The 24,689-nt window shown below is 32.2% G+C and carries 32 protein-coding genes and 1 other RNA gene; 27 read left to right on the top strand and 6 right to left on the bottom strand.

Going from position 1 to position 24,689, the window contains the following annotated elements; genetic code table 11:
• The first annotated feature begins 80 nt into the window (after positions 1-80).
• The 3 genes from ACGHJ8_RS08410 to ACGHJ8_RS08400 all read left to right on the top strand — a co-directional run bounded on the left by ACGHJ8_RS08410 (position 81) and on the right by ACGHJ8_RS08400 (position 1,878).
• Positions 81-554 carry a hypothetical protein gene (locus tag ACGHJ8_RS08410; RefSeq protein WP_211964009.1) on the top strand — a complete coding sequence of 158 codons (474 nt, stop codon included), beginning with the start codon at positions 81-83 and terminating at the stop codon, positions 552-554.
• Between the two features lie 23 nt (positions 555-577).
• Positions 578-1,255 (top strand): DNA alkylation repair protein, encoded by a 678-nt coding sequence (locus tag ACGHJ8_RS08405; protein ID WP_211964011.1) that lies wholly within the window; start codon positions 578-580, stop codon positions 1,253-1,255.
• A gap of 68 nt (positions 1,256-1,323) precedes the next feature.
• Entirely contained in the window at positions 1,324-1,878 is a 555-nt protein-coding gene (locus ACGHJ8_RS08400) for a Sir2 family NAD-dependent protein deacetylase (protein ID WP_390539795.1), read from the top strand.
• A 5-nt stretch (positions 1,879-1,883) separates the two neighbouring features.
• Here ACGHJ8_RS08400 and ACGHJ8_RS08395 read toward each other — a convergent pair whose 3' ends face one another.
• The gene (locus tag ACGHJ8_RS08395; RefSeq protein WP_211964020.1) at positions 1,884-2,216 is read right to left on the bottom strand and encodes a helix-turn-helix domain-containing protein; all 333 of its coding nucleotides are present in this window, start codon (positions 2,214-2,216) and stop codon (positions 1,884-1,886) included.
• A gap of 125 nt (positions 2,217-2,341) precedes the next feature.
• Here ACGHJ8_RS08395 and ACGHJ8_RS08390 point away from each other — a divergent pair, with 125 nt between their 5' ends.
• A complete protein-coding gene (locus tag ACGHJ8_RS08390; protein ID WP_087357904.1) occupies positions 2,342-2,911 on the top strand; it encodes a flavin reductase family protein in 570 nt (189 codons plus the stop codon).
• Positions 2,912-2,956: 45 nt separating this feature from the next.
• Here the strand turns inward: ACGHJ8_RS08390 and ACGHJ8_RS08385 are convergent, their stop codons facing one another.
• Complete coding sequence (locus ACGHJ8_RS08385; protein WP_087357905.1) at positions 2,957-3,328, bottom strand: hypothetical protein; 372 nt, start codon at positions 3,326-3,328, stop codon at positions 2,957-2,959.
• 107 nt (positions 3,329-3,435) lie between these two features.
• Between ACGHJ8_RS08385 and ACGHJ8_RS08380 the strand changes: the two genes are divergently transcribed.
• The 6 genes from ACGHJ8_RS08380 to ACGHJ8_RS08355 all read left to right on the top strand — a co-directional run bounded on the left by ACGHJ8_RS08380 (position 3,436) and on the right by ACGHJ8_RS08355 (position 7,182).
• Positions 3,436-3,966, top strand: coding sequence for a DUF5662 family protein (locus ACGHJ8_RS08380; RefSeq protein WP_211964024.1), 531 nt, complete (start codon positions 3,436-3,438; stop codon positions 3,964-3,966).
• Between the two features lie 76 nt (positions 3,967-4,042).
• A complete protein-coding gene (locus ACGHJ8_RS08375) occupies positions 4,043-5,014 on the top strand; it encodes a D-alanyl-D-alanine carboxypeptidase family protein (protein WP_211964026.1) in 972 nt (323 codons plus the stop codon).
• Positions 5,007-5,576, top strand: coding sequence for a hypothetical protein (locus ACGHJ8_RS08370; RefSeq protein ID WP_211964028.1), 570 nt, complete (start codon positions 5,007-5,009; stop codon positions 5,574-5,576). The genes ACGHJ8_RS08375 and ACGHJ8_RS08370 overlap by 8 nt, the downstream gene beginning before the upstream one ends.
• Positions 5,569-6,078 carry a spore maturation protein B gene (locus ACGHJ8_RS08365; RefSeq protein WP_205089009.1) on the top strand — a complete coding sequence of 170 codons (510 nt, stop codon included), beginning with the start codon at positions 5,569-5,571 and terminating at the stop codon, positions 6,076-6,078. Before ACGHJ8_RS08370 ends, ACGHJ8_RS08365 begins: the two co-directional genes overlap by 8 nt.
• 44 nt (positions 6,079-6,122) lie before the next feature.
• Positions 6,123-6,860, top strand: a complete 738-nt coding sequence (locus ACGHJ8_RS08360; RefSeq protein WP_211964030.1) for a pseudouridine synthase — start codon at positions 6,123-6,125, stop codon at positions 6,858-6,860.
• A 109-nt stretch (positions 6,861-6,969) separates the two neighbouring features.
• On the top strand, positions 6,970-7,182 hold the full coding sequence (locus tag ACGHJ8_RS08355; RefSeq protein WP_087357911.1) for a hypothetical protein: 213 nt from the start codon (positions 6,970-6,972) through the stop codon (positions 7,180-7,182).
• Positions 7,183-7,212: 30 nt separating this feature from the next.
• Here the strand turns inward: ACGHJ8_RS08355 and ACGHJ8_RS08350 are convergent, their stop codons facing one another.
• On the bottom strand, positions 7,213-7,395 hold the full coding sequence (locus ACGHJ8_RS08350; RefSeq protein WP_087357912.1) for a ferredoxin: 183 nt from the start codon (positions 7,393-7,395) through the stop codon (positions 7,213-7,215).
• A 107-nt stretch (positions 7,396-7,502) separates the two neighbouring features.
• On the opposite strand from ACGHJ8_RS08350, the gene ACGHJ8_RS08345 reads away from it, so the two are divergent.
• The 8 genes from ACGHJ8_RS08345 (at position 7,503) to ACGHJ8_RS08310 (ending at position 14,334) form a co-directional block, all read left to right on the top strand.
• Positions 7,503-8,174, top strand: a complete 672-nt coding sequence (locus ACGHJ8_RS08345; RefSeq protein ID WP_087357913.1) for a hypothetical protein — start codon at positions 7,503-7,505, stop codon at positions 8,172-8,174.
• A 23-nt stretch (positions 8,175-8,197) separates the two neighbouring features.
• Complete coding sequence (cmk, locus tag ACGHJ8_RS08340) at positions 8,198-8,860, top strand: (d)CMP kinase (RefSeq protein WP_205089012.1); 663 nt, start codon at positions 8,198-8,200, stop codon at positions 8,858-8,860.
• Positions 8,861-8,873: 13 nt separating this feature from the next.
• Positions 8,874-10,181, top strand: a complete 1,308-nt coding sequence (gene der, locus ACGHJ8_RS08335; RefSeq protein WP_087357915.1) for a ribosome biogenesis GTPase Der — start codon at positions 8,874-8,876, stop codon at positions 10,179-10,181.
• Position 10,182: 1 nt separating this feature from the next.
• The gene (locus tag ACGHJ8_RS08330; RefSeq protein WP_087244181.1) at positions 10,183-11,187 is read left to right on the top strand and encodes an NAD(P)H-dependent glycerol-3-phosphate dehydrogenase; all 1,005 of its coding nucleotides are present in this window, start codon (positions 10,183-10,185) and stop codon (positions 11,185-11,187) included.
• Positions 11,188-11,223: 36 nt separating this feature from the next.
• Positions 11,224-11,466, top strand: a complete 243-nt coding sequence (locus tag ACGHJ8_RS08325; RefSeq protein ID WP_087244182.1) for a stage VI sporulation protein F — start codon at positions 11,224-11,226, stop codon at positions 11,464-11,466.
• 204 nt (positions 11,467-11,670) lie between these two features.
• Complete coding sequence (abc-f, locus tag ACGHJ8_RS08320) at positions 11,671-13,137, top strand: ribosomal protection-like ABC-F family protein (protein WP_390539789.1); 1,467 nt, start codon at positions 11,671-11,673, stop codon at positions 13,135-13,137.
• 56 nt (positions 13,138-13,193) lie between these two features.
• On the top strand, positions 13,194-13,700 hold the full coding sequence (locus ACGHJ8_RS08315; RefSeq protein WP_205089014.1) for a flavodoxin family protein: 507 nt from the start codon (positions 13,194-13,196) through the stop codon (positions 13,698-13,700).
• Positions 13,693-14,334: a hypothetical protein gene (locus ACGHJ8_RS08310; protein ID WP_390539786.1), complete on the top strand. Its 642-nt coding sequence runs from the start codon at positions 13,693-13,695 to the stop codon at positions 14,332-14,334. The genes ACGHJ8_RS08315 and ACGHJ8_RS08310 overlap by 8 nt, the downstream gene beginning before the upstream one ends.
• Here ACGHJ8_RS08310 and ACGHJ8_RS08305 read toward each other — a convergent pair.
• On the bottom strand, positions 14,293-14,757 hold the full coding sequence (locus ACGHJ8_RS08305) for a VOC family protein (RefSeq protein WP_087357920.1): 465 nt from the start codon (positions 14,755-14,757) through the stop codon (positions 14,293-14,295). The genes ACGHJ8_RS08310 and ACGHJ8_RS08305 overlap by 42 nt on opposite strands.
• A gap of 135 nt (positions 14,758-14,892) precedes the next feature.
• On the opposite strand from ACGHJ8_RS08305, the gene spoIVA reads away from it, so the two are divergent.
• From spoIVA to nth, 6 genes are all read left to right on the top strand, one after another.
• The gene (gene spoIVA / locus ACGHJ8_RS08300) at positions 14,893-16,371 is read left to right on the top strand and encodes a stage IV sporulation protein A (protein ID WP_211964040.1); all 1,479 of its coding nucleotides are present in this window, start codon (positions 14,893-14,895) and stop codon (positions 16,369-16,371) included.
• Between the two features lie 69 nt (positions 16,372-16,440).
• Positions 16,441-16,713 carry an HU family DNA-binding protein gene (locus ACGHJ8_RS08295; RefSeq protein ID WP_087244188.1) on the top strand — a complete coding sequence of 91 codons (273 nt, stop codon included), beginning with the start codon at positions 16,441-16,443 and terminating at the stop codon, positions 16,711-16,713.
• A gap of 67 nt (positions 16,714-16,780) precedes the next feature.
• A complete protein-coding gene (locus ACGHJ8_RS08290; RefSeq protein WP_390539783.1) occupies positions 16,781-17,497 on the top strand; it encodes a zinc metallopeptidase in 717 nt (238 codons plus the stop codon).
• Between the two features lie 69 nt (positions 17,498-17,566).
• On the top strand, positions 17,567-18,049 hold the full coding sequence (locus tag ACGHJ8_RS08285) for a hypothetical protein (protein ID WP_390539780.1): 483 nt from the start codon (positions 17,567-17,569) through the stop codon (positions 18,047-18,049).
• Positions 18,050-18,053: 4 nt separating this feature from the next.
• Positions 18,054-18,650 (top strand): DnaD domain protein, encoded by a 597-nt coding sequence (locus tag ACGHJ8_RS08280; protein ID WP_211964044.1) that lies wholly within the window; start codon positions 18,054-18,056, stop codon positions 18,648-18,650.
• Positions 18,643-19,299, top strand: a complete 657-nt coding sequence (gene nth, locus ACGHJ8_RS08275; RefSeq protein WP_087357925.1) for an endonuclease III — start codon at positions 18,643-18,645, stop codon at positions 19,297-19,299. The genes ACGHJ8_RS08280 and nth overlap by 8 nt, the downstream gene beginning before the upstream one ends.
• A gap of 30 nt (positions 19,300-19,329) precedes the next feature.
• On the opposite strand, the gene ACGHJ8_RS08270 is transcribed toward nth, so the two are convergent.
• Complete coding sequence (locus ACGHJ8_RS08270; RefSeq protein ID WP_390539777.1) at positions 19,330-22,119, bottom strand: transglycosylase domain-containing protein; 2,790 nt, start codon at positions 22,117-22,119, stop codon at positions 19,330-19,332.
• Positions 22,119-22,712, bottom strand: coding sequence for a Holliday junction resolvase RecU (recU, locus tag ACGHJ8_RS08265; RefSeq protein WP_390539775.1), 594 nt, complete (start codon positions 22,710-22,712; stop codon positions 22,119-22,121). Before recU ends, ACGHJ8_RS08270 begins: the two co-directional genes overlap by 1 nt.
• 148 nt (positions 22,713-22,860) lie before the next feature.
• Here recU and ACGHJ8_RS08260 point away from each other — a divergent pair, with 148 nt between their 5' ends.
• The 3 genes from ACGHJ8_RS08260 (at position 22,861) to ACGHJ8_RS08250 (ending at position 24,688) form a co-directional block, all read left to right on the top strand.
• The gene (locus ACGHJ8_RS08260) at positions 22,861-23,193 is read left to right on the top strand and encodes a DivIVA domain-containing protein (RefSeq protein WP_087357954.1); all 333 of its coding nucleotides are present in this window, start codon (positions 22,861-22,863) and stop codon (positions 23,191-23,193) included.
• A gap of 40 nt (positions 23,194-23,233) precedes the next feature.
• An RNA gene (gene rnpB / locus ACGHJ8_RS08255) (RNase P RNA component class B) lies at positions 23,234-23,549 on the top strand.
• Positions 23,550-23,755: 206 nt separating this feature from the next.
• Positions 23,756-24,688, top strand: coding sequence for a RodZ family helix-turn-helix domain-containing protein (locus ACGHJ8_RS08250; RefSeq protein ID WP_087357928.1), 933 nt, complete (start codon positions 23,756-23,758; stop codon positions 24,686-24,688).
• Position 24,689: the final 1 nt, after the last annotated feature.

The raw sequence follows: 24,689 nt of genomic DNA, 5'->3' as shown, positions 1-24,689 counted from the left end.
AGACTTTATTTATAAATTCTTAATAAAAATAAAAGAATAGAAAATAGAAAACATGAGATAATGGAATGGGAGGTATAAAAATGGAGAAAATAACAATAAAACCACATCATTTTATGGATATTATCAAATTATATGGAACTGGTATTGAAAGATTTGTTCCTGTTCAAAAAAGAGGCCATGATTTTTATAGAATAGCCAATCTTATTGTTCAAAATCCAACATTATTATGTCAGTTAACAATAGAAGGAGATGATATTTGTAAGCCTTGTTTATATTATCGTCACTATCAATGTCAAGATTCTTTGGTACATACAAGTAAACAACACTATAATCAGCTCTTAGATCAAAGAATTATACAATTCTATCAATTATATGATATGTCATATTCTGCCTTGTCATTATGTGAGATTTTACTGGAACATCATGAAATGATTGAACAGGTATGGAAAGAAGAACCAGCAGAATTGACACAAAAACGTCATGATTTTTTTGTGAAAGGAGCCGAGCTTTATATTCATCAATATGGTATAATAAAGTCATCAGTTAATCCATAATAAAAACAAAGGAGTGTTTCATGATGAGTTCATATTTGATAATAAAAGAGATGTTTGAAGCACGGGCTAATCAAGATAAAGCTTTACAAATGGCTCTATATATGCGTAATCAATTTGTTTTTTATGGTTTGCCTACGCCTCAAAGAAAACAAGTTTATAAAGATTTTTTAAAACAAGAGAAGAAGAAAAAATCTATAGATTGGCAATTTCTTGATCAATGTTATAAAGATGAACATAGAGAATTTCAATATCTTGTTGGAGATTATTTACATACTATGAAACAATATCTTGTATATGAAGATATTGAACATATTCAAAAATATATCCAAATCAAACAATGGTGGGATACTATTGATTTATTTGATAGAATTATCGGAGAAATTGGTTTGAAAGATTGTCGAGTAGATGATTTGATGTTGCAATGGTCACAAGATAAAGATTTTTGGGTAAGAAGAATTGCTATTGATCATCAGTTATGTAGAAAAGAAAAGACAAATACAGAGTTATTAGAAAAGATTATTGTCAATAATTTGGGAAGTCATGAGTTTTTTATTAATAAGGCTATTGGCTGGGCATTGAGAGATTATTCTAAAACAAATCCCCAATGGGTCAAACATTTTATTGAAAAATATCATGATCAGATGCATCGTTTAAGTATAAAAGAGGGAAGTAAGTATATTAAAAATGATATGATTTTTTAAAAAGAATTTTATTTTATCGATTATTAGTTATGATGTATAATTATGTAAAACAAAAGGAGGGACACTTAATGAAAATTATAGCATTTACAGGAGCAGGAATATCAAAACAATCAAATATTCCTACATTTATGGAAAGACCAGATATTAGAGAAAAATTATTTAGAGATTATGCAAATACACATCATCAAGAATATAATGAAGTTGTTAAACAATTAAAAGACAACATGAATGGAGCAAAACCTAATGATGCTCATATTGCTTTAGCCCAATATAAGATACCTGTTATAACCATGAATATTGATGGTTTACATAAACAGGCAGGAAGTGATGCTTTAGAATTACATGGTGGTTTGCCAGAAGATGATGAAATGGATATAGCGTGGTCATTATACAATAAACCAGTATTATATGGTGATCCTGCACCAAACTATGCCAAAGCATATGAAATGGTATATGATTTAAAACCAGGTGATATTTTCTTAGTTATTGGTTGTTCATTTCATACAGCAATTGCAGTGGATTTAAGAGAAGTAGCTAGAAGTCGTGGAGCAAAAATTATTGAAATTCAAGAAGATGCTGCTCATAATGTTAGAAAGATTCTGGAGAATATAAAAAAAGAATAGTAATACTATTCACGATGTTCTTCGCCCCAGACACACAGCTGATCTAAGACCTTCATTAAAGATTTTCCTTTTTCACTTAAACTATATTCTACTTTAGGTGGAATTTGAGGGTATTCTTTTCTGATTATAAGTCTATCATTTTCCAGCTCCTTTAAATTGTGGCTTAATGTTTTGTCAGTAATATTTTTTAAATAACGTTTTAGTTCATTAAAGCGAACAATTTCAAATTCCATTAAGCAATATAGAATGACCATTTTATGTTTACCAGATATTAATGATAATGTATAGCTAAATCCTGTTTCTTCAAAATGAGCATTTTCTATATAATTTTTAATCATATTGCACTCTCCTTTAAGATAGTACCTATTATAATTGACAGTACTTGTATTTTTTATAAGACTTGTTAAAATTATATTTAAGAGTTGAGATAATGTCAATTCAAATGTAGAAAGGGGTTATTAGTATGAGAAAAAAATTAAATTTGACAGAAGGTATTTTTCCAATGCCTGTTTTAATGATTGCAACTTATAATGAAGATGGTAGTGTGGATGTTATGAATGCTGCATGGGGAACAATGCAGGAAAGAGGGACAGTTGCTTTGAATTTAACAGAAACACATAAAACAGTCAAAAATATTAAAGCTAGAGGTGCTTTTACAGTCAGTATTGCTGATGAAGACCATATTGTCGAAGCAGATTATTTTGGAATTGTGTCTGGGAATAAAGAATCTCATAAATTTGAAAACAGTGGTTTAACGGCTTCACATGCTCAAATGGTTGATGCTCCAGTGATTCAAGAATTTCCTCTTTGTTTAGAGTGTGAATTTATTGAATATCAGACCAATGAATATGGTTGTGGAGTTATTGGTAAAGTTGTAAATATAACTGCTGACGAGAAAGTTATGAAAGATGATCATATAGATATGTCTTTGGTTAAAGCCATAGCCTTTGATCCTTATACACATGGCTATTATCGCGTAAGTGAACGTGTTGGAGAAGCTTTTAAAGATGGTTTAAAATTAAAGAAATCATAATGATTATTGCTTAAAGCAAATAACTTATATTTGAAAAATCAAGTCTTAGAACTTGATTTTTTCATATTGCAATAATTGTTCACGTGCTTTTTTATAATGCTTTAATTGAATAACAATTTCTTTACGTGTTTTTGTGACAATATATTCAGCAGTGCCAATGGCTAATATTAATGCGACTATCATAAAGATAGGAGTTGAATATAAGAAAAATGCACTGTGTGTTAATAAATATAAAATAATCAAAAATGCAACAACTGTCAGTGTTTTGATTAATATACGTGTACTTAGAAAACGGGCATACATATCATTTCTAATGTTCTGATATGTGTCCTGTAGTAATGTAATAATTTCAGAGCATTTTTCAAGTGTTAATTCATAGTCATTAATATTTGTGCGAACATCAACTTTAATTGCCATCTCTCAAACCTCCTCTTACACATCGCTTACATTATAACACTGTTTGAAAAAAAATAAAGAGATTTACTTCAAATATAAAACATTGTATACTAGATACGGGTGATTTGATGAAAACTTTAGGACATTTCAAAACCATAACAAAACATAAATGGAAAGTCATGAAGTTATGTTTTCGTATTGGTTTATATAAACAGGGTCTATTACATGATATGTCAAAATATGCATGGTGTGAATTTTCAACGGGTATGAAATATTTTCAAGGAGATAAATCTCCTAATTCAGTAGAACGTCGTGAAAAAGGATATTCTTTGGCATGGTTACATCATAAAGGGAGAAATAAACATCACTGGGAGTTTTGGGTTGACTTTACACGTACAGGACTACAACCCGCAAAAATGCCTACACGCTATGTTTTAGAAATGTTTTGTGATCGTATTGCAGCCAGTCAAACTTATAAAGGAAAGAAATACCGTGATACCTTTCCTTTGGCTTATTATGAAAATGGGAAGCATTCTTATATCATGCATCCACAGACACGTCAATTTTTAGAACATCTTTTACATTATCTTCATGATCATGGATTAGATGAAACAATTCAATATATCAATTCTCATCCAGAATGGAAGAAAAAATCATAACACACTTTTTATTTCATATAGTATTATAGGTGATTATATGAAGAAAAGTGTGTTTTTTTTATGTTTCCTTTTATGTATGATGCCTGTTCATGCTGTTGATTTTCAGGGAAAATCTTATATTGTGATGGAGAGTACGCATCAAAATGTATTAGAAGGAAAAGATATTTATGAAGTACAAAGTGTAGCATCTATTTCTAAAATTATGACAGCTATTGTTGCGATTGAAAATGGTCAATTGGATGATGAATACAAAATAGGTGAAGAAGTCAATGAAGCATGGGGAAGTGGCATCTATGTACATATAGGTGATCGAATGAATTTAAGAGATCTTCTACATGGACTCCTTTTAAGAAGTGGAAATGATGCAGCGAATGTCATTGCAAAAAATATTGGTGGAAGTATTGAAAATTTTGTTGATATGATGAATCAAAAAGCACAGGAATTAAACATGACAAGAACTCATTTTTCTAATCCAACTGGTTTAGATGAAGAAGATGATGGAAATCAATCATGTGTCTATGATATGGCTTTGTTGATGTCATATTGTTCATTGAATCCTATTTTTAATGATATTGTGATGAAAGAAACTTATCAAAGAGAAGATGGAGGGGGAACATGGCATAATAAAAACAGACTATTAAACGAATATGAATATTGTGTAGGTGGAAAAACTGGATATACAAAAAAAGCCAAAAGAACTTTAGTCACAAGGGCTATTCAGGATGATGTGTCTTTAATTATTGTGACATTTAATTGTGGTAATGATTTTGAATTTCATCAACAAAAATATGAAGAATGTTTTAAAAAATATCAAAATGTTCTTGTTTTATCTAAAGGGATTTATCAATATCATGGTCATTCTTTTTTAATTGATCAAGATTTATATTATTGTGGTCAAGAAAGCCAAAATGTTTCTTTACAATCAACAGGTGATGTTTTACAAGTCTATATTGATCAAAAACCTATTTATCAAGTGACGCATCAAAACTTTTTGACAACTATTTTTAAATATACAAGAATCCTGCTTGGGGAGTGTTTCAATGGCTAGAATATGGAAATGGAGTGTTGTTGTTTTTTTGATAATTGGTTTGTGTTGCCATCAAGAAGAAGCTATGATGAATGCTTTGATGGATACACCTTATATGGTTTGGGATTTATTTTTCAATGTTATTTTATCTGCTTGTTTATGGGGTGGTTTTTTAAATGTTATTCAAAAAACGGGTTTTATGAATTATTTTTCTTTTTTATTGAAACCACTCTTTCATCTTATTTATGGATCCGTTATTAAAAATAAAGTCATCTATACTTATTTATCTTCTAATATTCTTGCTAATCTACTTGGATTAGGAACTCTTGCCACAATAAGTGGTGTCAAGGCTTTTCAAAAACTTCAAGAGCTTAATCCTCACTCGAAACGCCCCAGTCGTCCTATGTTGACCTTAGTCATTATCAATACAGCCGGATTGTCTTTGTTTCCATCTACTCTTTTGATGATCAGACAACAAATGGGTTCACAAGATATTTATGCTTTTTATCCTTATATGCTTTTGATTGGTATTTCCATTATTATAATTGGTTTAATCATGCAAAGGGTGATTGATCATGAATAAGATTGTTTTTCTTTTTCTTCTATGTGTTTTTATTGATGGTTTGATGAAGCATCTTCCTTTATTTGATGATTTTATAGATGGTGTCAAAGATGCCCTGCAATTATGTCGAACATTATTTACAACATTTATGGCTTTAATGGTTTTTATTCAATTATTACAAAGCAGTGGAACAATTGATTTGTTAAGTCATTTGTTTTCACCCTTATTAAGTCTTTTGCATATTCCTATAGATATCATTGTTTTGGGTCTATTACGCCCGGTCAGTGCCAATGCATCATTAACTTATTTATATTCTTTTTATGAAACTTTTGGTGTGGATCATCCTTTGAGTTTACTGGCCACATTGATTCAAAGTGGCAGTGATACAACATTTTATGTTGTCACAATTTATTTTTCATCTATTCATATGAAAAGAACCAGATATGCTTTACCCATTGGTTTAATAATGGATTGTTTATCGGTTATATTTGCGATTATGATTTATTTAAAAATGTTTGTATAATTGCATAAATTATGTATAATGGTATCTGGAAAGGACGGGATACTATGGAAAGACTACAAAAAGCAATTGCGGCGAGTGGCTATACGTCAAGAAGAAAAGCGGAAGACCTTATTCGTCAAGGGAGAGTCGAAGTCAATGGTGAAGTCGTAAGTGAATTAGGTTTTAAAGTGAAACGAGGAGATTTGATCATGGTTGATGGAAAGGCTCTCCAAGGTGAAAATAAAGTTTATTATGTTTTTTATAAACCTAAAGGATGTATCACTTCATTAAGTGATGAGTTAGGGAGAAAAACAGTGATTGATTATTTTGGTGATGTACAGGAACGTATTTATCCAGTAGGTAGATTGGATTATGATACATCTGGTTTATTGTTGATGACCAATGATGGGGAGTTTGCGAATCTGATGATGCATCCTTCTTCTCATCTTGAAAAGGTTTATGAAGTCAGCATTAAAGGATTAATCAGTGGATTGACAGTGCATCAATTAGAAAAAGGTATTTATTTAGATGGTGTAAAAACATTACCTTGTCGTATTAAAATTGTTGGTAAAGATGAAGAACATGGCACAACGATGTTGATGATTAAATTGATTGAAGGAAAAAATAGACAGGTGAAAAAGATGTTTGAAGCAGTGGGACATCCTGTAAAAAGACTACATCGTTTACGTGTGGGTATGATTGATTTAAAAGGCTTAAAACCGGAGCAATATCGTCGTTTAAAACCTCAAGAAGTCAAAGATTTAAAAGCTATGGCTTTAGCTAAAAAAAATAATCATAAATAATCAAAAAGGAATATTTTCAAGAATATTCCTTTTTTTGTCGATATTTGTATGATGAAGTTTATTGAAGAAGATGTTAAAGTGATTATAATAAAAGCAAGGAGGATGAAATATGCGTAGTGTTGTTTTAGAATCGAATATTAAAGATGTTTGTGGTATATGTGGGGCAAAAGAGCCTTTGATTGAATATAAAGAATTACAGGGAATTCATTTTATCTGGTGTCATAAATGCCATACGATTAGTTTTCTTGAACCACCACAAAATGAAACAAAGAAACATCTCATTGAAAATGAAATGAATAGTTATTGTGTTCATAAAGAATAAAAAGCCCTCTAATCAAGAGAGCTTCTTTTCTTATTCATTAACAATTGCATCAACTGGACAAGATTCTGCTGCTTCTTTTGCAGCTTCTTCTAATTCAGCAGGTACTTCTCCAATAATGTTTTCTGCAACACCATCAGCGTTTAAATCGAAAACTTCTGGACATACTGCTGTGCAAGAACCACAACCAATACAATTTTCATTCACTTTATACATTTTTTTTACCTCCTATTCATATGCCTATTATATACTAAATGGAATTATTTTAAAAGTTTATTTTATAATTTTTTATAGTTATGTTATAATGGTGGCGGTGATGTAAAATGGAGAAACAAACAAGAATAAATAAATACAAAGAGTTAAGAGATGAAATGAAAGAAGAAGTGGCAATTGATCGTCAAGTAACATATGAACAAGATGATGAGGATGATGATTTTTTATCTTTTCTTCCACAAAACCATCAAAAAGATATTCAAGATACTTTGATGGAACCATTGTCTTATGAAACGTTAAAACCAGATAGCGAAGATATTAAATCTGCATTAAATGAGGCAAAAACAAATATGGGTAAGGAACAATATAATACTCGCTTAGATATTTTAAATAAGATTAAACAATCTGAAGAACATCAGCCTCAACATAGTGAAGCTTCTCAATCAGAAGTAAAAGCTGAACCACAAAAAAAGATGTCTTTACTAGAAAAACTGGCGGCTATGTCACCAGAAGAAGATGCTGAAGAATTGAAAAAGTATGAAGAAGGTTTGACAGTGGCTGATTTTATGAAAGAAGATAAGAAAAAATCAAAACGTGAAAAAGTAGAAAAGACAGAAAAAAGAGAAAAACATCAAGAACCTGTTGAAAATATAAAAGAAGATAGCGATGATGAAGACCAAGAAGATAGTAAACTTGTGACTATTTTAAATTATGTGATTATTGTTTTTATCGTTATATTTATTGTTTTAGCGTTCTTTATCGCAAAACAGCTATTTTTCTAAAAGGAAAGGGAAAGTGAAAAGATATGTCAAAAAAAATTTCTATAGCGATTGATGGACCGGCGGCTGCAGGAAAATCAACGATTGCGAAAATGGTCGCTAAAAATTTAAATTATACATATATTGATACAGGAGCGATGTATCGTTGTGTGGCTTATTATGCTTTATTGAAGAATGTTGATGTGACTGATGAACAGGCGGTATCTATGCTTTTAAAAGATATTGATATCCGTATGTTTCCTGATGGAACCATCCAATTGAATCGTGAAGATGTGACATCTGCCATTCGTGAAAATGAAGTGTCAATGGGAGCCAGTGTCGTTTCTCAATATGGCGCTGTCAGAAGTTTTCTTGTTGAAAAACAGCGTGAAATGGCTCAAGGTGGGGGCGTTATTCTTGATGGTAGAGATATTGGTACAGTTGTCTTAAAAGATGCTGAATTAAAGATTTATCAAGTCGCAAGTATTGAATGTCGTGCATTACGTCGTCATAAAGAAAATTTACAAAGGGGTATTGACTCTGATTTAGCAGCGATTCAAGAAGAAATAGCAATGCGTGATCAACAAGATATGACACGTGCTATTTCGCCTTTAAAGAAAGCTGATGATGCTATTGAGATAGATACCTCTGATATGACATTGGAAGAAGTTGTAGCCAGAGTCATGCAGCTTGTAGAAGAAAGAATATAAGGAGTGATTCATAATGAAAAAAGGAGTCGTAGCGATTGTTGGCCGAGCGAATGTTGGGAAATCGACAATTTTTAATCGTATTGTTGGAAAACGTGTATCAATTGTTGAAGATACACCAGGAGTCACACGTGATCGTATCTATGGAGATGCATCATGGCTGACACGTGAATTTAGAATCATTGATACAGGTGGAATTGAACTGGAAAATGCTTCTTTTACAGAACAAATTAAAATGCAGGCTGAGATTGCAATTGAAGAAGCTGATATTATTTTATTTGTGGTCAATGGACGAGAAGGTATTACAAAAGAAGATACATTTGTTGCACGTTTACTACAAAAATCAAGAAAACCTGTTGTACTCGCTGTGAATAAAATTGACGATCAGATTTATAAAGATAATATTTATGATTTTTATAGTTTAGGAATTGGTGATCCTATTGCTGTATCAGGAAGTCATGGTATTGGAATTGGTGATGTTTTGGATGAAATTATTCATCAGTTGCCAGCAGTGGAGGAAACTCAAGAAGATGATGTGATTCGTTTTTCTATTATTGGAAGACCAAATGTTGGAAAATCTTCATTAACGAATGCTATTTTAGGAGAAGAACGTGTTATTGTTTCTGACATTGAAGGAACAACCCGTGATGCTATTGATACGGCTTTTGAAAAAGATGGACAAAAATATTGTGTTGTAGATACTGCTGGTATGCGTAAAAAAGGAAAAGTTTATGAAAATATTGAAAAATATTCTGTTTTACGTGCTTTATCAGCCATTGAAAAAAGCAATGTTGTATTAATGGTGATTGATGGTCATCAAGGGATTGTTGAGCAAGACAAACATGTAGCTGGTTATGCGCATGAAGCAGGGAAAGCTGTTATTTTAGTAGTCAATAAATGGGATCTGATTGAAAAGGATTCTAAAACAATGAAGAAAATGGAAAATCAGATACGTGAACAATTGAAGTATCTGGATTATGCTCCTATTGTTTTCGTTTCAGCGAAAGATCATAAACGTGTTCATTTATTATTACCATTGATTCAAGAAGTCTATGCAAATAGTCAAAAACGTGTGGCGACAAGTGTCTTAAATGATGTCTTGATTGATGCGCAAACAATGAATCCAACCACAACATTTAATGGGGGACGTTTAAAGATTTATTATGCCAATCAAGTGAGTGTCTGTCCGCCAACATTTGTTTTATTTACAAATGATCCACAATATTTACATTTTAGTTATAAACGTTATTTAGAAAATCGTTTGCGAGATGCATTTGGTTTTGAAGGAACACCAATCCACATTCTTTGTAGAAAGAGGGACTAAGATGAAAATAGCAATTTTAGGAACAGGAAGCTGGGCTACAGCACTAGCAAGGGTCTTTAATGATAATGGTCATACAGTTATGTTATATGGTATTGATCAAAGCGAAATTGATGATATTAATATAAGACATTGTAATTATAAGTATTTTAAAGATGTGAGATTAGAAGAAAGTATTGTTGCCAGTGCATCTTTAAATGATGCTATAAAAGATGCACAATATCTTTTAATTACGATTCCAACACAATATGTCAGAGGGGTACTGGAACAGGTCAAACCTTTATTGACACAACCTGTCACTATTATTAATGCGGCAAAAGGATTTGATATGAATACCAATATGCGTATGTCTGATACAATCAGAAGTGTTTTAGACAGTACCAAGATTCATCCTGTTGTTTCCTTGATTGGTCCATCCCATGCTGAAGAAGTTGTTGAGCGTATGCTGACTGTTGTTTGTGCTGTATCACTTGATGAAGATTGTGCCAAAGATGTTCAAAAATTATGTTCTAATCATTATTTTAGAGTCTATACTTCAACAGATGAAATTGGTGCAGAATATGGGGCTGCCTATAAAAATGTCATTGCTGTTGCTTCTGGAATTATTGCGGGGCTGGGCTATGGTGATAATACACGTGCAGCTTTAATTACACGTGGACTTTATGAAATGAGTCTATATGGAACAGTCAAAGGTGCTAATCGTGAAACGTTTTTTGGCTTGACCGGTATTGGGGATCTCGTGGTGACATGTTCTTCTATTCATTCACGTAACTTTCAGGCGGGACTGGAAATTGGTCAAAGCAATCGTGCATTGGATTTTATGGCACATAATACCAAAACCTGTGAAGGGATTCGTACGTGTAAAGTCATTCATGATGATGTAGCAACACATGATTATGGTATAGAAGTGCCGATTGTGGATGCGGTTTATCGTGTTCTATATGAAAATGCTACACCGCAGGAAACGATTCACTCCTTAATGTTAAGAGATTTAAAAGCTGAACAATAATGTTCAGTGATGCATATATTAACATGGGTGATCGAATTGGATAAACAAGATAAATTATTAGATAAAGTTTCACAAAAAACACATGTATCTAAAGAAGATATACTTTCATTAGCGAATGATTTGCAAACAAAAGATTTAAAAGATGAACAAAATATTAGAGATTTTGTTCAAAAAATTTCTCAATTAACACATAAACAAGTAAAACCAGAACAAATGGATAAAATCATTCAAATCATTCAAAATAATCAAGTCCCTTCTGATATTCAAAAATTTGTGTAAATCATTTTCTTGAAATATTATTATAAAAAGATTATAATAATAACTGATGAAGGGGTGTGAAAAGATGTATTTATTTTCTTGCCAAAATGGACAATTGTATTGATGATATTTGCAGGAAAATAGAACTCTTTTAATCACAAATGATGTATATAACGACAGGAACTATTTTCTTGTCGTTTTTATTTTGGAAAGGAGTGATACTTTATGTCTTTAATACAAGTTCAACATTTAACATTTGGGTATGATGGAAGTTATGAATTGATTTTTGACGATGTTTCATTTGTATTAGATACACATTTTAAAACAGCTTTGATTGGTAGAAATGCAAGAGGTAAGACGACACTTTTAAAACTGATGATGCATGAATATGAATATCAAGGACAAATCATGATACATGAAAAATGCTGTTATTTTCCTTATGAAGTAAAAAATCCTCAATTATTGACATTAGATGTCTGTTACGAAATTGAACCGTCACTTGAAAACTGGCGGTTAGAAAAAGAACTTCGTTTATTAGGAATGGATGCAATGGATGTGTTTTATCGTCCTTTTGAAACACTTTCTCATGGCGAACAGACAAAAGTTTTATTAGCTATTCTTTTTTTGAAGGAACACTCTTTTTTATTGATTGATGAACCAACAAATCATCTTGATCAAGATTCTCGTTTGAAAATTGGAGAATATTTAAAACGTCAAAAAGGTTTTTTGCTTGTCAGTCATGATCGTTATTTTATTGATAGCTGTTGTGATCATGTGATGGCTATAAATCCTCAAAGTATTGATGTGGTCAATGGTAATTTTTCTAGCTGGTATGAAGATAAAACCAAAAAAGATGAAAGAGAAATGATGTTAAATAAGAAACTGAAAAAAGATATTGTGAAAATGGAAAGTTCTAAGCGTCAAAAACAAAATTGGGGTTATCAGATTGAAAAATCTAAAAAAGGAGCCGCAGATAAAGGATATGTTGGGCATATGGCTGCGAAAATGATGAAGCGTTCTCGTGCTATTGAAAAGCGACAACAACAGGCTATTGAAAAGAAAAAGACTCTGTTAAAGGATATTGAAGAATATGATGATTTAAAAATTCATTGCTTAAAATACTTTCAAAATCAAATTCTTCAATTTCAGCATTTTTCATTATCTTATGATCATCATCAGATATTTGAAGATCTTTCATTGACTATCCATCAACATGATCGTATTTTATTAAAAGGACCTAATGGTTGTGGTAAATCAAGCTTAATACGTTTTATTCTAGGTGAAAAGATTGAATATGATGGACAATATATATGTGGAAGTCAGTTAAAGATTTCCTATGTTCCACAGGATTGTACTTTTTTAAGTGGTCAACTGGATGATTGGATAGAACAGTGTCATAGCGATTTAACCTTAGTTAAAACTTTATTAAGGAAATTAGGATTTTCTCGTGAACATTTTGATATTCCTCTAGAAAAACTCAGTCAAGGTCAAAAAAAGAAAGTCATGCTGGCTATTTCATTAGCCTCACCAGCCCATCTATATATATGGGATGAGCCACTTAATTATATTGATATTTTTTCACGTATACAGATTGAACAAGCTATTTTGACTTATCAGCCGACTTTATTATTTGTTGAACATGACCAGTATTTTCAACAGAAGATTGCGACTGAAGTGATTGATTTTTCGTAACATGTTTGACAAATGGGGTTCATCCATAATAAAATAAGAGGCAAAGGAGAAAACACATGAAGAATTTAGTAGTAACAGATAGAGATATTTCAACCGATTATTTTCAAAATTCCGTCATTGTCAATTTAAATAATATTCATTATTCATCATGTACGGGTGGTTTGACTTGTTTAAAATGTGAAGGGGCCTGTTATTTTAAGGATGATATGAGTATTATTTCTAAATGGACGAATGATTGTCAGTTAATTATTTATATTACAAGAGTGAAATATGGTTGTTTTGATATACCTTTTAAAAAGATGTTAGAAAGACTTGTTGTGAATCAAGAACCTTTTTATACGATGGTTGATGGTGAAACTTGTCATTTGGGTTTGAGTCAATTAAGAAAAAAACTGCTTGTGATTGGTTATGGACAAGCAACAGATGAAGAAAAGAAACTCTTTAAAGATATTTTAGATGATTCGACATTGGGTTATTCTTATTCTTCTGTTGATGCTTATTTTTGTGAGGAAAGTGAATTAGACGAAGTGCTTCGTACGTTTGGAGGTGTTGATCTTGGCTAAGATTCTTTTACTGAATTCAGGATTAAAACATACCCAAACATTTATGAAACCTTTTTTATCCAGACTTGAGGGCTATCTTAATGAGCATTGTGATTATTTGGATATCCGTTATGCTTCTCAATTTGATGAACGTACCTTTTTCCAATATGATCAGGTTGTCTTTTTATTTCCTGTTGCATTAAATTCTATTCCATCTTCTACTTTAGAAATCTTTGAGCGTTTAGAAAAACAACCCAAAGGCCATGTGGAAGTCTATGCATTGATTGGATGTGATGAATATGAACCGGAAAAATGTGATCTTTCTGAAAAGATTATACAGAACTGGTGTCAACGAGAACATCTTAAATATAAGGGAAGTTTAAAAATTGGTTCTATATTTTTTATCATGAATACGATGTCACGTTTTGTTGTTTGTAATGAAATGAAAAAACTGGCACAGGCCATTATTCATCATCAAGAGTTTTATAGTCAAACAACGATGCTGACAGATCGCATTTTTATGAAAAAAGCCAATCAGTATTGGAATAAAGAAATTAAAAAAATGAATAAACACAAAAAAAGCAAAAGCATTAACACTTTTGCTTTTTTGATATCATTCCATAATCTGTTTAATATAGTCAAGAGGAACACGTAAGCGATGAGCTAGTTCTTCATAAGAGAAGCCTTGACTGAGAAGTCTTTTGATGATTTTACGCATACTTTCTCCCACTTCTATGACATGTCCATCCAAATCATAGAAACGGACAACTCTTTGCCCCCAAGCGCCTTCTTTTAAAGGATGTAATAGTGTGACATGATATTGATCTAAAACATACATGAAGGCATCAATATCTTCTGTTTCAAAAGATAATTCAACAGCGTGATTCAACATGATAATCTCTTGATCTGTTTTATGAATGAGCTCTTTCCATATTTCTTTTGATTGAAGGACAATCCCCGATGTTAGAGTAACTGAACCGTGAAAATCCAATATTGTTTTAAGACCTAAAATATGTTTATAAAACTTCTTTGATTGTTCTAAATCATTCACAATTAAAACTGTATTTTTTAGTTTCATAATATCCTTCCTTTTTTTGATATGTTTTATTGTATCATTTTTTTATCACCAAATGATGAACTTTTTGACTTTTTATAAAAATGTTCTAAACAAAAAAGAGAAATCATATATTGATGTGTGAGAAGGAGGAAGTCTATGCAGACAATAGATATATTAAAAGATATTGGTAAAAGATGTGATGGTGACATTTATTTAGGGGTTGTTGGACCGGTCAGGGTGGGTAAATCATCGTTTATTAAACGTTTTATGGAAAAGGCTGTGATTCCCTATATTGATAATCCGGAAGCAAAAATTCGTGCTACAGATGAATTACCACAATCTGGTGAAGGGAAAATGATCATGACTGTAGAACCTAAGTTTGTTCCTAATCAGGCTGCGCATATTCAAGTAGGGGATAATCTTGGTGTTAATATTCGTTTGGTCGATTGTGTTGGATATGTGATTGATGGTGCGAAAGGCTATCAGGATGAACAAGGCATTCGTTATGTCAAAACCCCATGGTATTTAGAAGCGATTCCTTTTGATGAAGCAGCCAAGATTGGTACACAAAAAGTGATTCAAGATCATTCAACCATTGGTATCGTGATGACATGTGATGGTTCAATTTGTGAAATTCCGGGTGCAGATTATATTCAGGCAACGGATGATGTTATTCATGAATTAAAAGATATTGGAAAACCATTTGTGATTGTTGTGAATTCTAAAGAACCACAAAGTCTTCAATGTACACAACTCGTGACATCTTTAAAAGATAAACATGATGTTCCAGTCATTTCATTAAAAGTCACAGAAATGAATGAAGAAGATATCACCCATCTTTTAAAAGAAGCACTCTATGAGTTTCCAATTCATGAAGTGAAGATTGAAGTCCCTCGTTGGATTGCCTTAATGGATACTTCTCATTGGTTAAAACAGACTTTAGATGAATCATTAGAACAATCATTACTAGAGATTCACCGTTTCAGAGATGTTGAAAAAATCGCAACGCATATGTGTGAATTTGATTTTATTCATAAAGCGTATCTTTCATCCATTGATACATCTTCTTCATCAGCTTCATTACGTATTCAAGAAAGAAAAGGTTTATATCAGGAAATATTAAATGAAATTTTAGGACAGGAGAAATTTGATGCTGCTTTATTTTTAAGGCAGGTTCAAGAACTGAAGCAGATGAGTCAAGAATATCAGGCTTATCAAAGTGCGATACAAATGGTTAAACAGACGGGTTATGGCTATGCCTTACCACTTTTAAATGATATTGAATTGAGTGAACCGGAAGTCATTAAACAGGGACCACGTTATGGAATGAAACTTGTTTCAACAGCTTCTACTATTCATATGATTAAGGTTGATATTGAATCCACTTTTGAACCTATCATTGGTTCTAAGGAACAGGCGGAAGCATTTATTCAATATTTGCAAAGTCATGGTAAAAATAATAAAGAAGCCATCTTTGATTGTGATGTTTTTGGACGTAAATTAGGTGATCTGATTAATGAAGGAATGCGTGTGAAATTGGCTTCTATGAATGAAACTGCTTGTATCAGAGTACATGATATATTGAGTAAAATCGTCAATAAAGGGAAGTCTAATGTGATTGCGATAGTTTTATAAATTTGTTATTGCACTTAGTTTTTTGAAATGTTATACTACTATTTAGATTTAAGTAGGAGGCAATACAAAATGAATAAAAAAGAGCTTATTGATATCGTTTCACTAAAAAAAGATTTAACAAAAAAAGATGCTGAAGCGTTAGTAGATACAGTTTTTGATACAATGATTGAAAGTATCTTGAATGGGGATAAAGTTTTAATTTCTGGATTTGGAACTTTTAAAGTGAATAATCGTAAAGAACGTAAAGGTGTTAGTCCAAAAACAAAAGAAGCTATGATTATCCCAGCTAGTAAAACTGTTTCATTTAAGCCAAGCAATAGATTGAAAGATGCAATGAATTAAAATTGCATCTTTTTTGACATATAGAGTTAATATAAAGGGTATATTATAATGACTGAGGTGATAGAAAATGTTTTTTCCTTTTTATGGATTCTATTATAATAGCTATTATATGATTGGAACAATTTTTGTGATATTGGCTGCAATATTGGCATTGTGGGCACAAATGAAAGTCACGTCTACATATAATCGTTATCGTAAAGTTGCCAATGCAAGAGGGATTACAGGAGCGCAGGTTGCTAGAGAAATATTAGATAGTGAAGGATTATATGATATTATGATTTATGAAGTGAAAGGGCAATTAAGTGATCATTATAATCCGGGTAAAAAGACAATTAATCTTTCTAGTGATGTTTATCATGGAACATCTATTGCATCTTTGGCTGTGGCAGCGCATGAATGTGGACATGCTGTTCAGTATAAAGAAAAATATGTACCTATTTCTTTAAGAAATGCGATTTTACCGATTGCGAATGTGGGGCAATATTTAGGATGGATTGCAATATTTATAGGTTTGATTTTAGGTCAAACAAATATTGCATGGATCGGATTTATTGCGATGTGTGGAATCTTGGCTTTCCAGCTTATAACATTGCCAGTGGAATTTGATGCATCCAGTCGTGCTTTAGCTATTTTAAAAACACGTTATTTGACATCTGAAGAATATCCCGGAGCTAGAAAGATGTTATCAGCAGCAGCGATGACATATGTGGCTGCAATGATTTCTACATTGATGAGTATGTTAAGAATTTTTCTGATTATTTTAGGAAATTCTCGAGATGATTAAAAGACCTGAGGGTCTTTTTAATTTTGTTTTGCATTTTAATGGTTTTGTTATATAATAAAAACACTGGAGGTGAACAGATTGAAAAAACAGACGTTTATTATATCAGTTATTGTTTTGGTTATTATTTTAGCGGTTGTTTCGTTTTATATGTTGTTTGTTCATATTCCATATTATCAATATCATCATGGTTTAGATGAAATAAGAAATGAAATCTGTGAAACCAATCAATATGAATATGATGATTATTTTAGTGAATATCGTGGTAAGGAAACATATTATATTGCAAGAGTTAAAATCAGTGGGGTTACATCCTATGTGGCTTATAATAAAGATTTGGCACTTGTTGATACTTATCAGGGAAGTGTGGCTGATTCCAAAGATGTTCAACAGGCGATTGAACAAAAGTATCAAATAGTCATTGATGATTTAGAAGTGGGTTATGAAAATGAAAGATTTGTTTATTATGGACGTTATCAAGAGGATGAATCGTTATTATATGTTTATTATGATCTCATGTCTGGAGAGTTTATAAAGGCAGTAAGGTTAGGGTAGTTGTATGGATGAATTAATAGATTATCGTTGTGTGGATTTTCAAAAATTATTGATATTAAAAGCAAAGTCGTTGCAACTTTCTGATCAGCAATGTTATGTCTTGCTATTAATTATGACTCTAGATGAAATTGGTGTAAAACCTATTACACCATTACAGATTTCTAAGATTTGTTCTTTATCTGTTCAAAAATTAGATGATATTTTGATGTCTTTGGTAGATAAACATTGGATATCAAGGCAGAATGGTTCTTTGAATCTTAAGCCATTACAAAGATTATTGTTGGATCAAAATGAACAGTCAACAGATCAGGATATTGATCTGGTTGGTATTTTTGAAGATGCTTTTGGACGTAGTTTAAGTCAAAGAGAAGTTCAATTAATTAATTCTTTAAAGTGTCAAGGATATGATGATGAAATGATTGTAGATGCTTTAAATGAATCGGTTAAATCTGGTGTCATCACTTTTCGATATATTGAAAAGATTCTGGACAATTGGGCACGTTATGGGGTAACAAAGCGTTATGCGCCAACCAATGTATCGACACATCAGGAAGTAGAACAAAGTATAAAGGATTATAAATGGTGGGAAAATCATGAATAAAGAGAAAGTACAGCGTATATTAGATGTTTTTGATCAGATGTATCCTGATGCCAAGTGTGAGCTTGTGCATCAAAATGAATTAGAACTTTTGATTGCAGTGATGTTGTCGGCTCAAACAACAGATGCCAGTGTTAATAAATTAACAGCTCATCTTTTTCAAAAGTATCGTTGTGTTGAGGATTATGCGAATGCTCCTCTATCACAGTTAGAAGAAGATTTACGTACAATTGGTCTTTATCGCAATAAAGCGAAAAATGTCAAAGCAATGGCACAAAAATTAATGAGTGATTTTAATGGACAAGTTCCCTGCAACCATGAGGCTTTACAGACTTTGCCCGGTGTTGGTCGTAAAACAGCTAATGTTGTCATTTCAGAAGGTTTTAAAGTTCCAGCTATTGCAGTGGATACACATGTAGAACGTATCTCTAAAAGGCTGGGATTGGCTTTGAAAAAGGATTCTGTTTTAACGGTAGAAAAGAAACTTCAAAAAGCAGTGCCAAAAGAAAGATGGATTAAAACCCATCATCAAATGATTTTCTTTGGTCGCTATCACTGTAAAGCCATGAATCCTCAGTGCCAAGATTGTCCTCTTATTGATATGTGTAAAGAACCAAAACGTAAAAAATATTTAGAGAAAACAAAAGACTGAAATCTACGAAAGATTCAGTCTTTTGTTTTCCTATTGCACTGGTGTGGTTGGCACTGTAGGATCAACTTGAGGTGTTGAAGGAGCAGATGTTGTAAAAGTATCTGTTCCTAATGTTACAGTTTGACCATTTGCAAGAGTTTGTGTGAATGTCACATTATAACTTGTATTGGCAGTCAATTCACTAAATGTGATTGTTCCATTTGCTTGTAAAGATTGTGTTGCTCCATTGAGTGAAGCAGTGATTGTTGTTCCAACTGGAACAGTGATTTGATAAGTTGCTGAATTTTCAGTGACTGATAAACGTGTATAACTAGCAGGTGTTGTATCTTCTACAGTGACTGTCTGTGAAATCTTATTTGATGTTCCATTGCCACTTTCAAAAGCATAATATCCTGTGACTGTATACGTTCCAGCAGCGAGTGTATAATCAATAGTTCCTGAAGCACTGCTGAGTGTCTGACTATGAACAACTTTTCCACTGGCATCAGTAATATCGACTTTATAAACAACTTTGCCATAAATTTGATTGATATTTCCTAAATAAGGAAGTGTATAACTATCTCCACCTACTTTATATGTTTTAGTAGGTGTGGCATCTTCCGTCATACTTTTTGGTTCATATTCACTAAAATTCACTTGCAGCTTACTATCCGTCATTTGTGCTGTAAATGAAGCAAGATTGCTTAGACTGGCACCACTGGCACTACCACTTGGTGTATTCCCTTTTTTAAATAATCCTGATACCACACGATCACTAGGGACACCGTCACCAGCACTGACATATGGATAAATGCCTGATACACAACTTGCTTTGACTAATCCAGATGGCATAGAAGAATAAGAGTTTTTCACACCATCTTGATGTAAGAATTTAGCTATCATAGCAGAAATATTGTTTGTATCACGGTTACTCTTGATATAATAACCATCTTTTTGATCTTCACCACTATATCCTGTCCAGACACTCCATGTATAATCTGGTGAATAAGCAGATAACCATGCATCTTTACTATGACCAGCTAATTTTGGATTAGCAACTTGTGATTTGTCGCCAGAATGATTAGAAGTTCCTGTTTTGGCACCAATTTGATAACCTAAATTCAATAAACGATAAGTTCCTGTTCCAGATTTAACATAGTTTGTCATAATATCACGAATCATATAAGCAGATTCTTCAGAAAGAGCCTGTGTTTTGTCTTCTTGATATTGTTGATCAATTTCAATGACTTCACCAGTTGATAATAATTCAATTTTTTGAACAGTATGAGGTTCAATATATGTTCCTCCATTAGCAATCACAGCATAAGCTCCTGCTTCTGATTCTGGAGTGACGCCTTTTCGCCATGCTCCAATGGCATAACCAATATCAACAGCTTCATCTTCCATATCAAAACCTAAGCTTTCTAAATATTCTGTTGCTCCATCAATGCCAATGCCATCACCCACATCATTGCCATTACAATCTTTTCCTGTAATGACTTCACTAAATGTCTGTAAAGCGGCAGCATTCCATGAATTACTTAAGGCATTAGAAATAGAAATATCACCGTTATATTTTTTCCCATTCCAGTTACTAGGGACAAAACCATTAGAATATTCATAAGGAACATCATGAACATAATGAGCTGTTGAATAATCTAAAAATTCAAAGGCAGCTGCATAAGCAATCAATGGTTTTAATGAAGAACCGGGCTGATTTTTTTGACCATATCTTGCCCCTGTTTTAGAAGCATAAGCATAAGTTGTTCCTAATGGCGTATAATCACGGCCACTTAAAACACCTACAATACGTCCGGTTGTTGATTCTTGAATGACTGCACCTACTTGAATTCTGGAATCTTGAAAATCATAAGATTCACCATTAGCGATACTATCAAGTTCTTTTTGAACATCTGTATCAATATATGTATAGATACGCATAGGTGTTTCATAAGGATCGTATCCTGTTGTTTCCTGAACTTCACGAATGACTTTATCAGCATACGCCTGATATTGACCACTTGTTGATACAGGATTTGATTTTAATGTATTTTCAACCGGAATCGCTTTGGTTGCTTCACATTCTTCTTTAGAAATATAACCATGCATTTCCATTAAATCTAGGATTTTATCACGACGTTCTTGGGCTAAATCCAGATTTCTAAATGGATCATATCGATTTGGTGAATTTAGTGTTCCGGCTAAAAGAGCTGCTTCTGGTAAAGTCAGATTTTGTACTGATTTATCAAAATAATATTTTGAAGCAGCATATAAACCAATTGTCTGAGGTCCATAACCAAAATAAATCTTATTGAGATAAAGTTCTAAAACTTCTTCTTTAGTTGTTTGAGAAGTGGCTTCAATCGAAAGGATAATTTCACCAATTTTTCTTTCAATGGTTTGTTCTTCATCTGGATAATAAGATTTTTTAATCAGCTGCTGGGTAATTGTTGAGCCTCCAGAGGTAATGCCTCCTGCAGCAATATTACCTAACAATGCTTTAACAATACGAGGAACATCGAAACCGTTATGTTCAAAGAAACGTGAATCTTCTGCAGCAACAACAGCGTCAATCATGACTTGTGGAATATCGTTGTAGCTGACATTTTTTTGAACACCTCCACGTGCCACAGAGAACCATTCTTCTCCATCAGTTGTACATAGAACAGAGGATTCATCTGAGACAAGTCTTTCTTTAGAAAAGCCCTCAACCTGTTTAAAGATACCAAATCCCAGATACATTCCTCCCGAAGTAATCAAAACAGCCAGTATCAGACAAATTACTTTAATGATACGTCTTTTTTGTTTTTTGTTTGATTTCTTTTGAGTTATTTTTTTCATCATTCGTCCTCCTTAAAATACCAATCATCAACAACTTTTAAATAATCTAATCGAGGTTGATAACCTTGTGGAATCAGATGTCCCAAATCTTTGATTTTTTGATAAGTTATTGATTTTCGTTGGGAATGATAATAATCATTGATCATATGACTTGCGTCAATTAAGTATACCTCATTTAATGAGGTAAATGCAATAATAACAAAAGCAATCCCACCATGATTGATAATTTTTTGTAAATGATCAATCTGATGTTTGGAAATATTCGCAAATGGAAAGGTTTTGACTTTTGTTTCCTTCGCTTCAAAATCAATATATCTGCCTCGATAAATGCCATTATAATCGGTTGTGGATGGTGTTTTATAATAAGCCTCTACAATTTTAGCTGATTCACGTCGAGGATAATCCACTTTTACAATTTGAATGGGTGTGGGTTTTTTATAAATAACTGCAATGTCATGAGAAAGATAATATTGATTAGATAAGGAAATATCTTCTTCTAGTGACATCCCACGATGGGCTGTATAATGTTTTTTATCGCTTGTCATCATGGCATGAGATTGCCACGAGCGTTTCATATTTGGATAATTAACCATAATCATGTCCTTTCATTCATTTACCACCACATTATAACATATATTTTTTCCATCTTGTCTAATTTGTGTGGAAAAACATCTTTTTTTAAAAATATCTTGCATTTATAATTATTTTTTGTGAAAATATGGTGGAGGAAAGGTGATGTATATGGCAAATAAAATACAATTAAGTCCAAAGAAAATTTTAAATAAACATTTTCAAATAGATTTTAAAGGTTATAGTGCTACAGAAGTGGATTATTTTTTAGACACAGTTGTAGAAGATTATGAAACATTTGCAAAAATGTTGAATGAATCTTATGAACAGATTGAAAATCTTCAAAAAGAAAATGAAGCTTTAAAAATGAAAATGGCAAATATGGAAAGAGAACATATGATTCAACAGGATAATTTACGTTCAATGGAAGAAAATCTTTCTTCAAATGTGGATTTATTGAAAAGAATATCAAATTTGGAAAAAGAAGTTTATAAAAATAAATAATGATTGCTTTTTGATATGTTTTTGAGTAAAATAGTTATGCTCATGAGAACCGATTGCTAGAAATAGAGGAAAGTCCGGGCATCCACAATCTGTGATGATTGTAGTGTTTGTACTGCATCTAATAAATGCAGGTAGCTTGGCTAACGACAGACCTAAGACCTAAACCGTCAGGCATGGTTGATAAGTCATAAAGTGCCACAGAAACAATGTCTTTTGAAAAAAAGAGTGAAAAGAGGTAAACTCTGCAAGGATGAAACCCAAATTTTGGTAGGGGAGCTTCATGAAAGGAAACGAACGGACATGAAGATGCAATGCATAGATAAATAATCGGTTGAAAAACAGAACTCGGCTTATCAGAATGAGCATTTTTTGGTCGATAGAAATGTCGACTTTTTTTCTATTTGAAAGAAAAAAATCATGAAATGTATAGTGATTTGTGAAAAATTCATAACTTGTTCATAAATTCATAAAATAATAGTGTTGGTATTGTAAAACGTGATATTTTATGGTTTAATATGATTATTATTGAAGGGACATTTTCTGGAAATAAGGAGGTATTTTTTTGGATAATTTAGGTGAAAAGATTCGTCAAACAAGAGAAAGCAAGAAAATGACGATTGAAGATTTATCAGCAAAGACAAAAATTTCAGTAGCTGTTTTAAGAGATATAGAAAAGGGAAAGTTTGATCGCTATAAAGGGGATGAAGCTTATGTGAAAATGTATTTAAAGAAAATTTCACAGGCTTTAGATATGGATAGTGAACAATTGACAGAACAGTATATAGAACTAACAAGAGAAATTGAACTGGAAGATTTAAAAGAGAAGGAAATGCTTGAAGAACATAATGAAGAAATTGTGAAAAAAGGAAAAAAATTTTCTTTTAAAGCACCTCAATTAACTAGAAAACCTTCTGTTTATGAAGATAAGTCACATGTGACAATTATTCGTGCCGCTATTATTCTTGTTTTGGTATGTCTAGTCATTGTTGTAATCTGGTTTGGTTTTTATGCAACACGTTCAAAGACAGAAGAACCAGCGAAGCCAGAAAATCAGTTAACAGTAGAAGGAGAGGTTGACCCAGTACCAGATACATCTTCTCCAGATACATCTGGTGATAATCAGAACACAACAGAAGAAACTGTTCAGTTTACAAGAAATGACTTTTTGGATTATAGTTTTGTGTTACCTGCAGATGCGACAACTTTCACATTAAAGATTGAATATAATGCACCATGCTGGGCACAGATGAGAGTCAATGATGAAATTTATGATCAGTTTGTCTCAAAAATTTATCATGAAAATGAAGATGGTGACACAGAAGTTGTTGAATTGACTTTTGATGTGAATGATTTTGAAAGTTTAGATTTACGTAATGGTAATAATCGAGGACATCGTTACTATATTAATAATCAGGAAGTTCCATTGACTGATGAAGATAAAAATACAAATCAGGATCGTCCTGTTGATGTAATTTTGACATTAGAGAAGGAATAAC

Source organism: Massiliimicrobium timonense (assembly GCF_042850985.1).
In the GTDB taxonomy this organism is placed as follows: domain Bacteria; phylum Bacillota_I; class Bacilli_A; order Erysipelotrichales; family Coprobacillaceae; genus Allocoprobacillus.
Note: the sequence above shows the minus strand (reverse complement) of the source record. Positions and strands in the feature narration are given on the sequence as shown.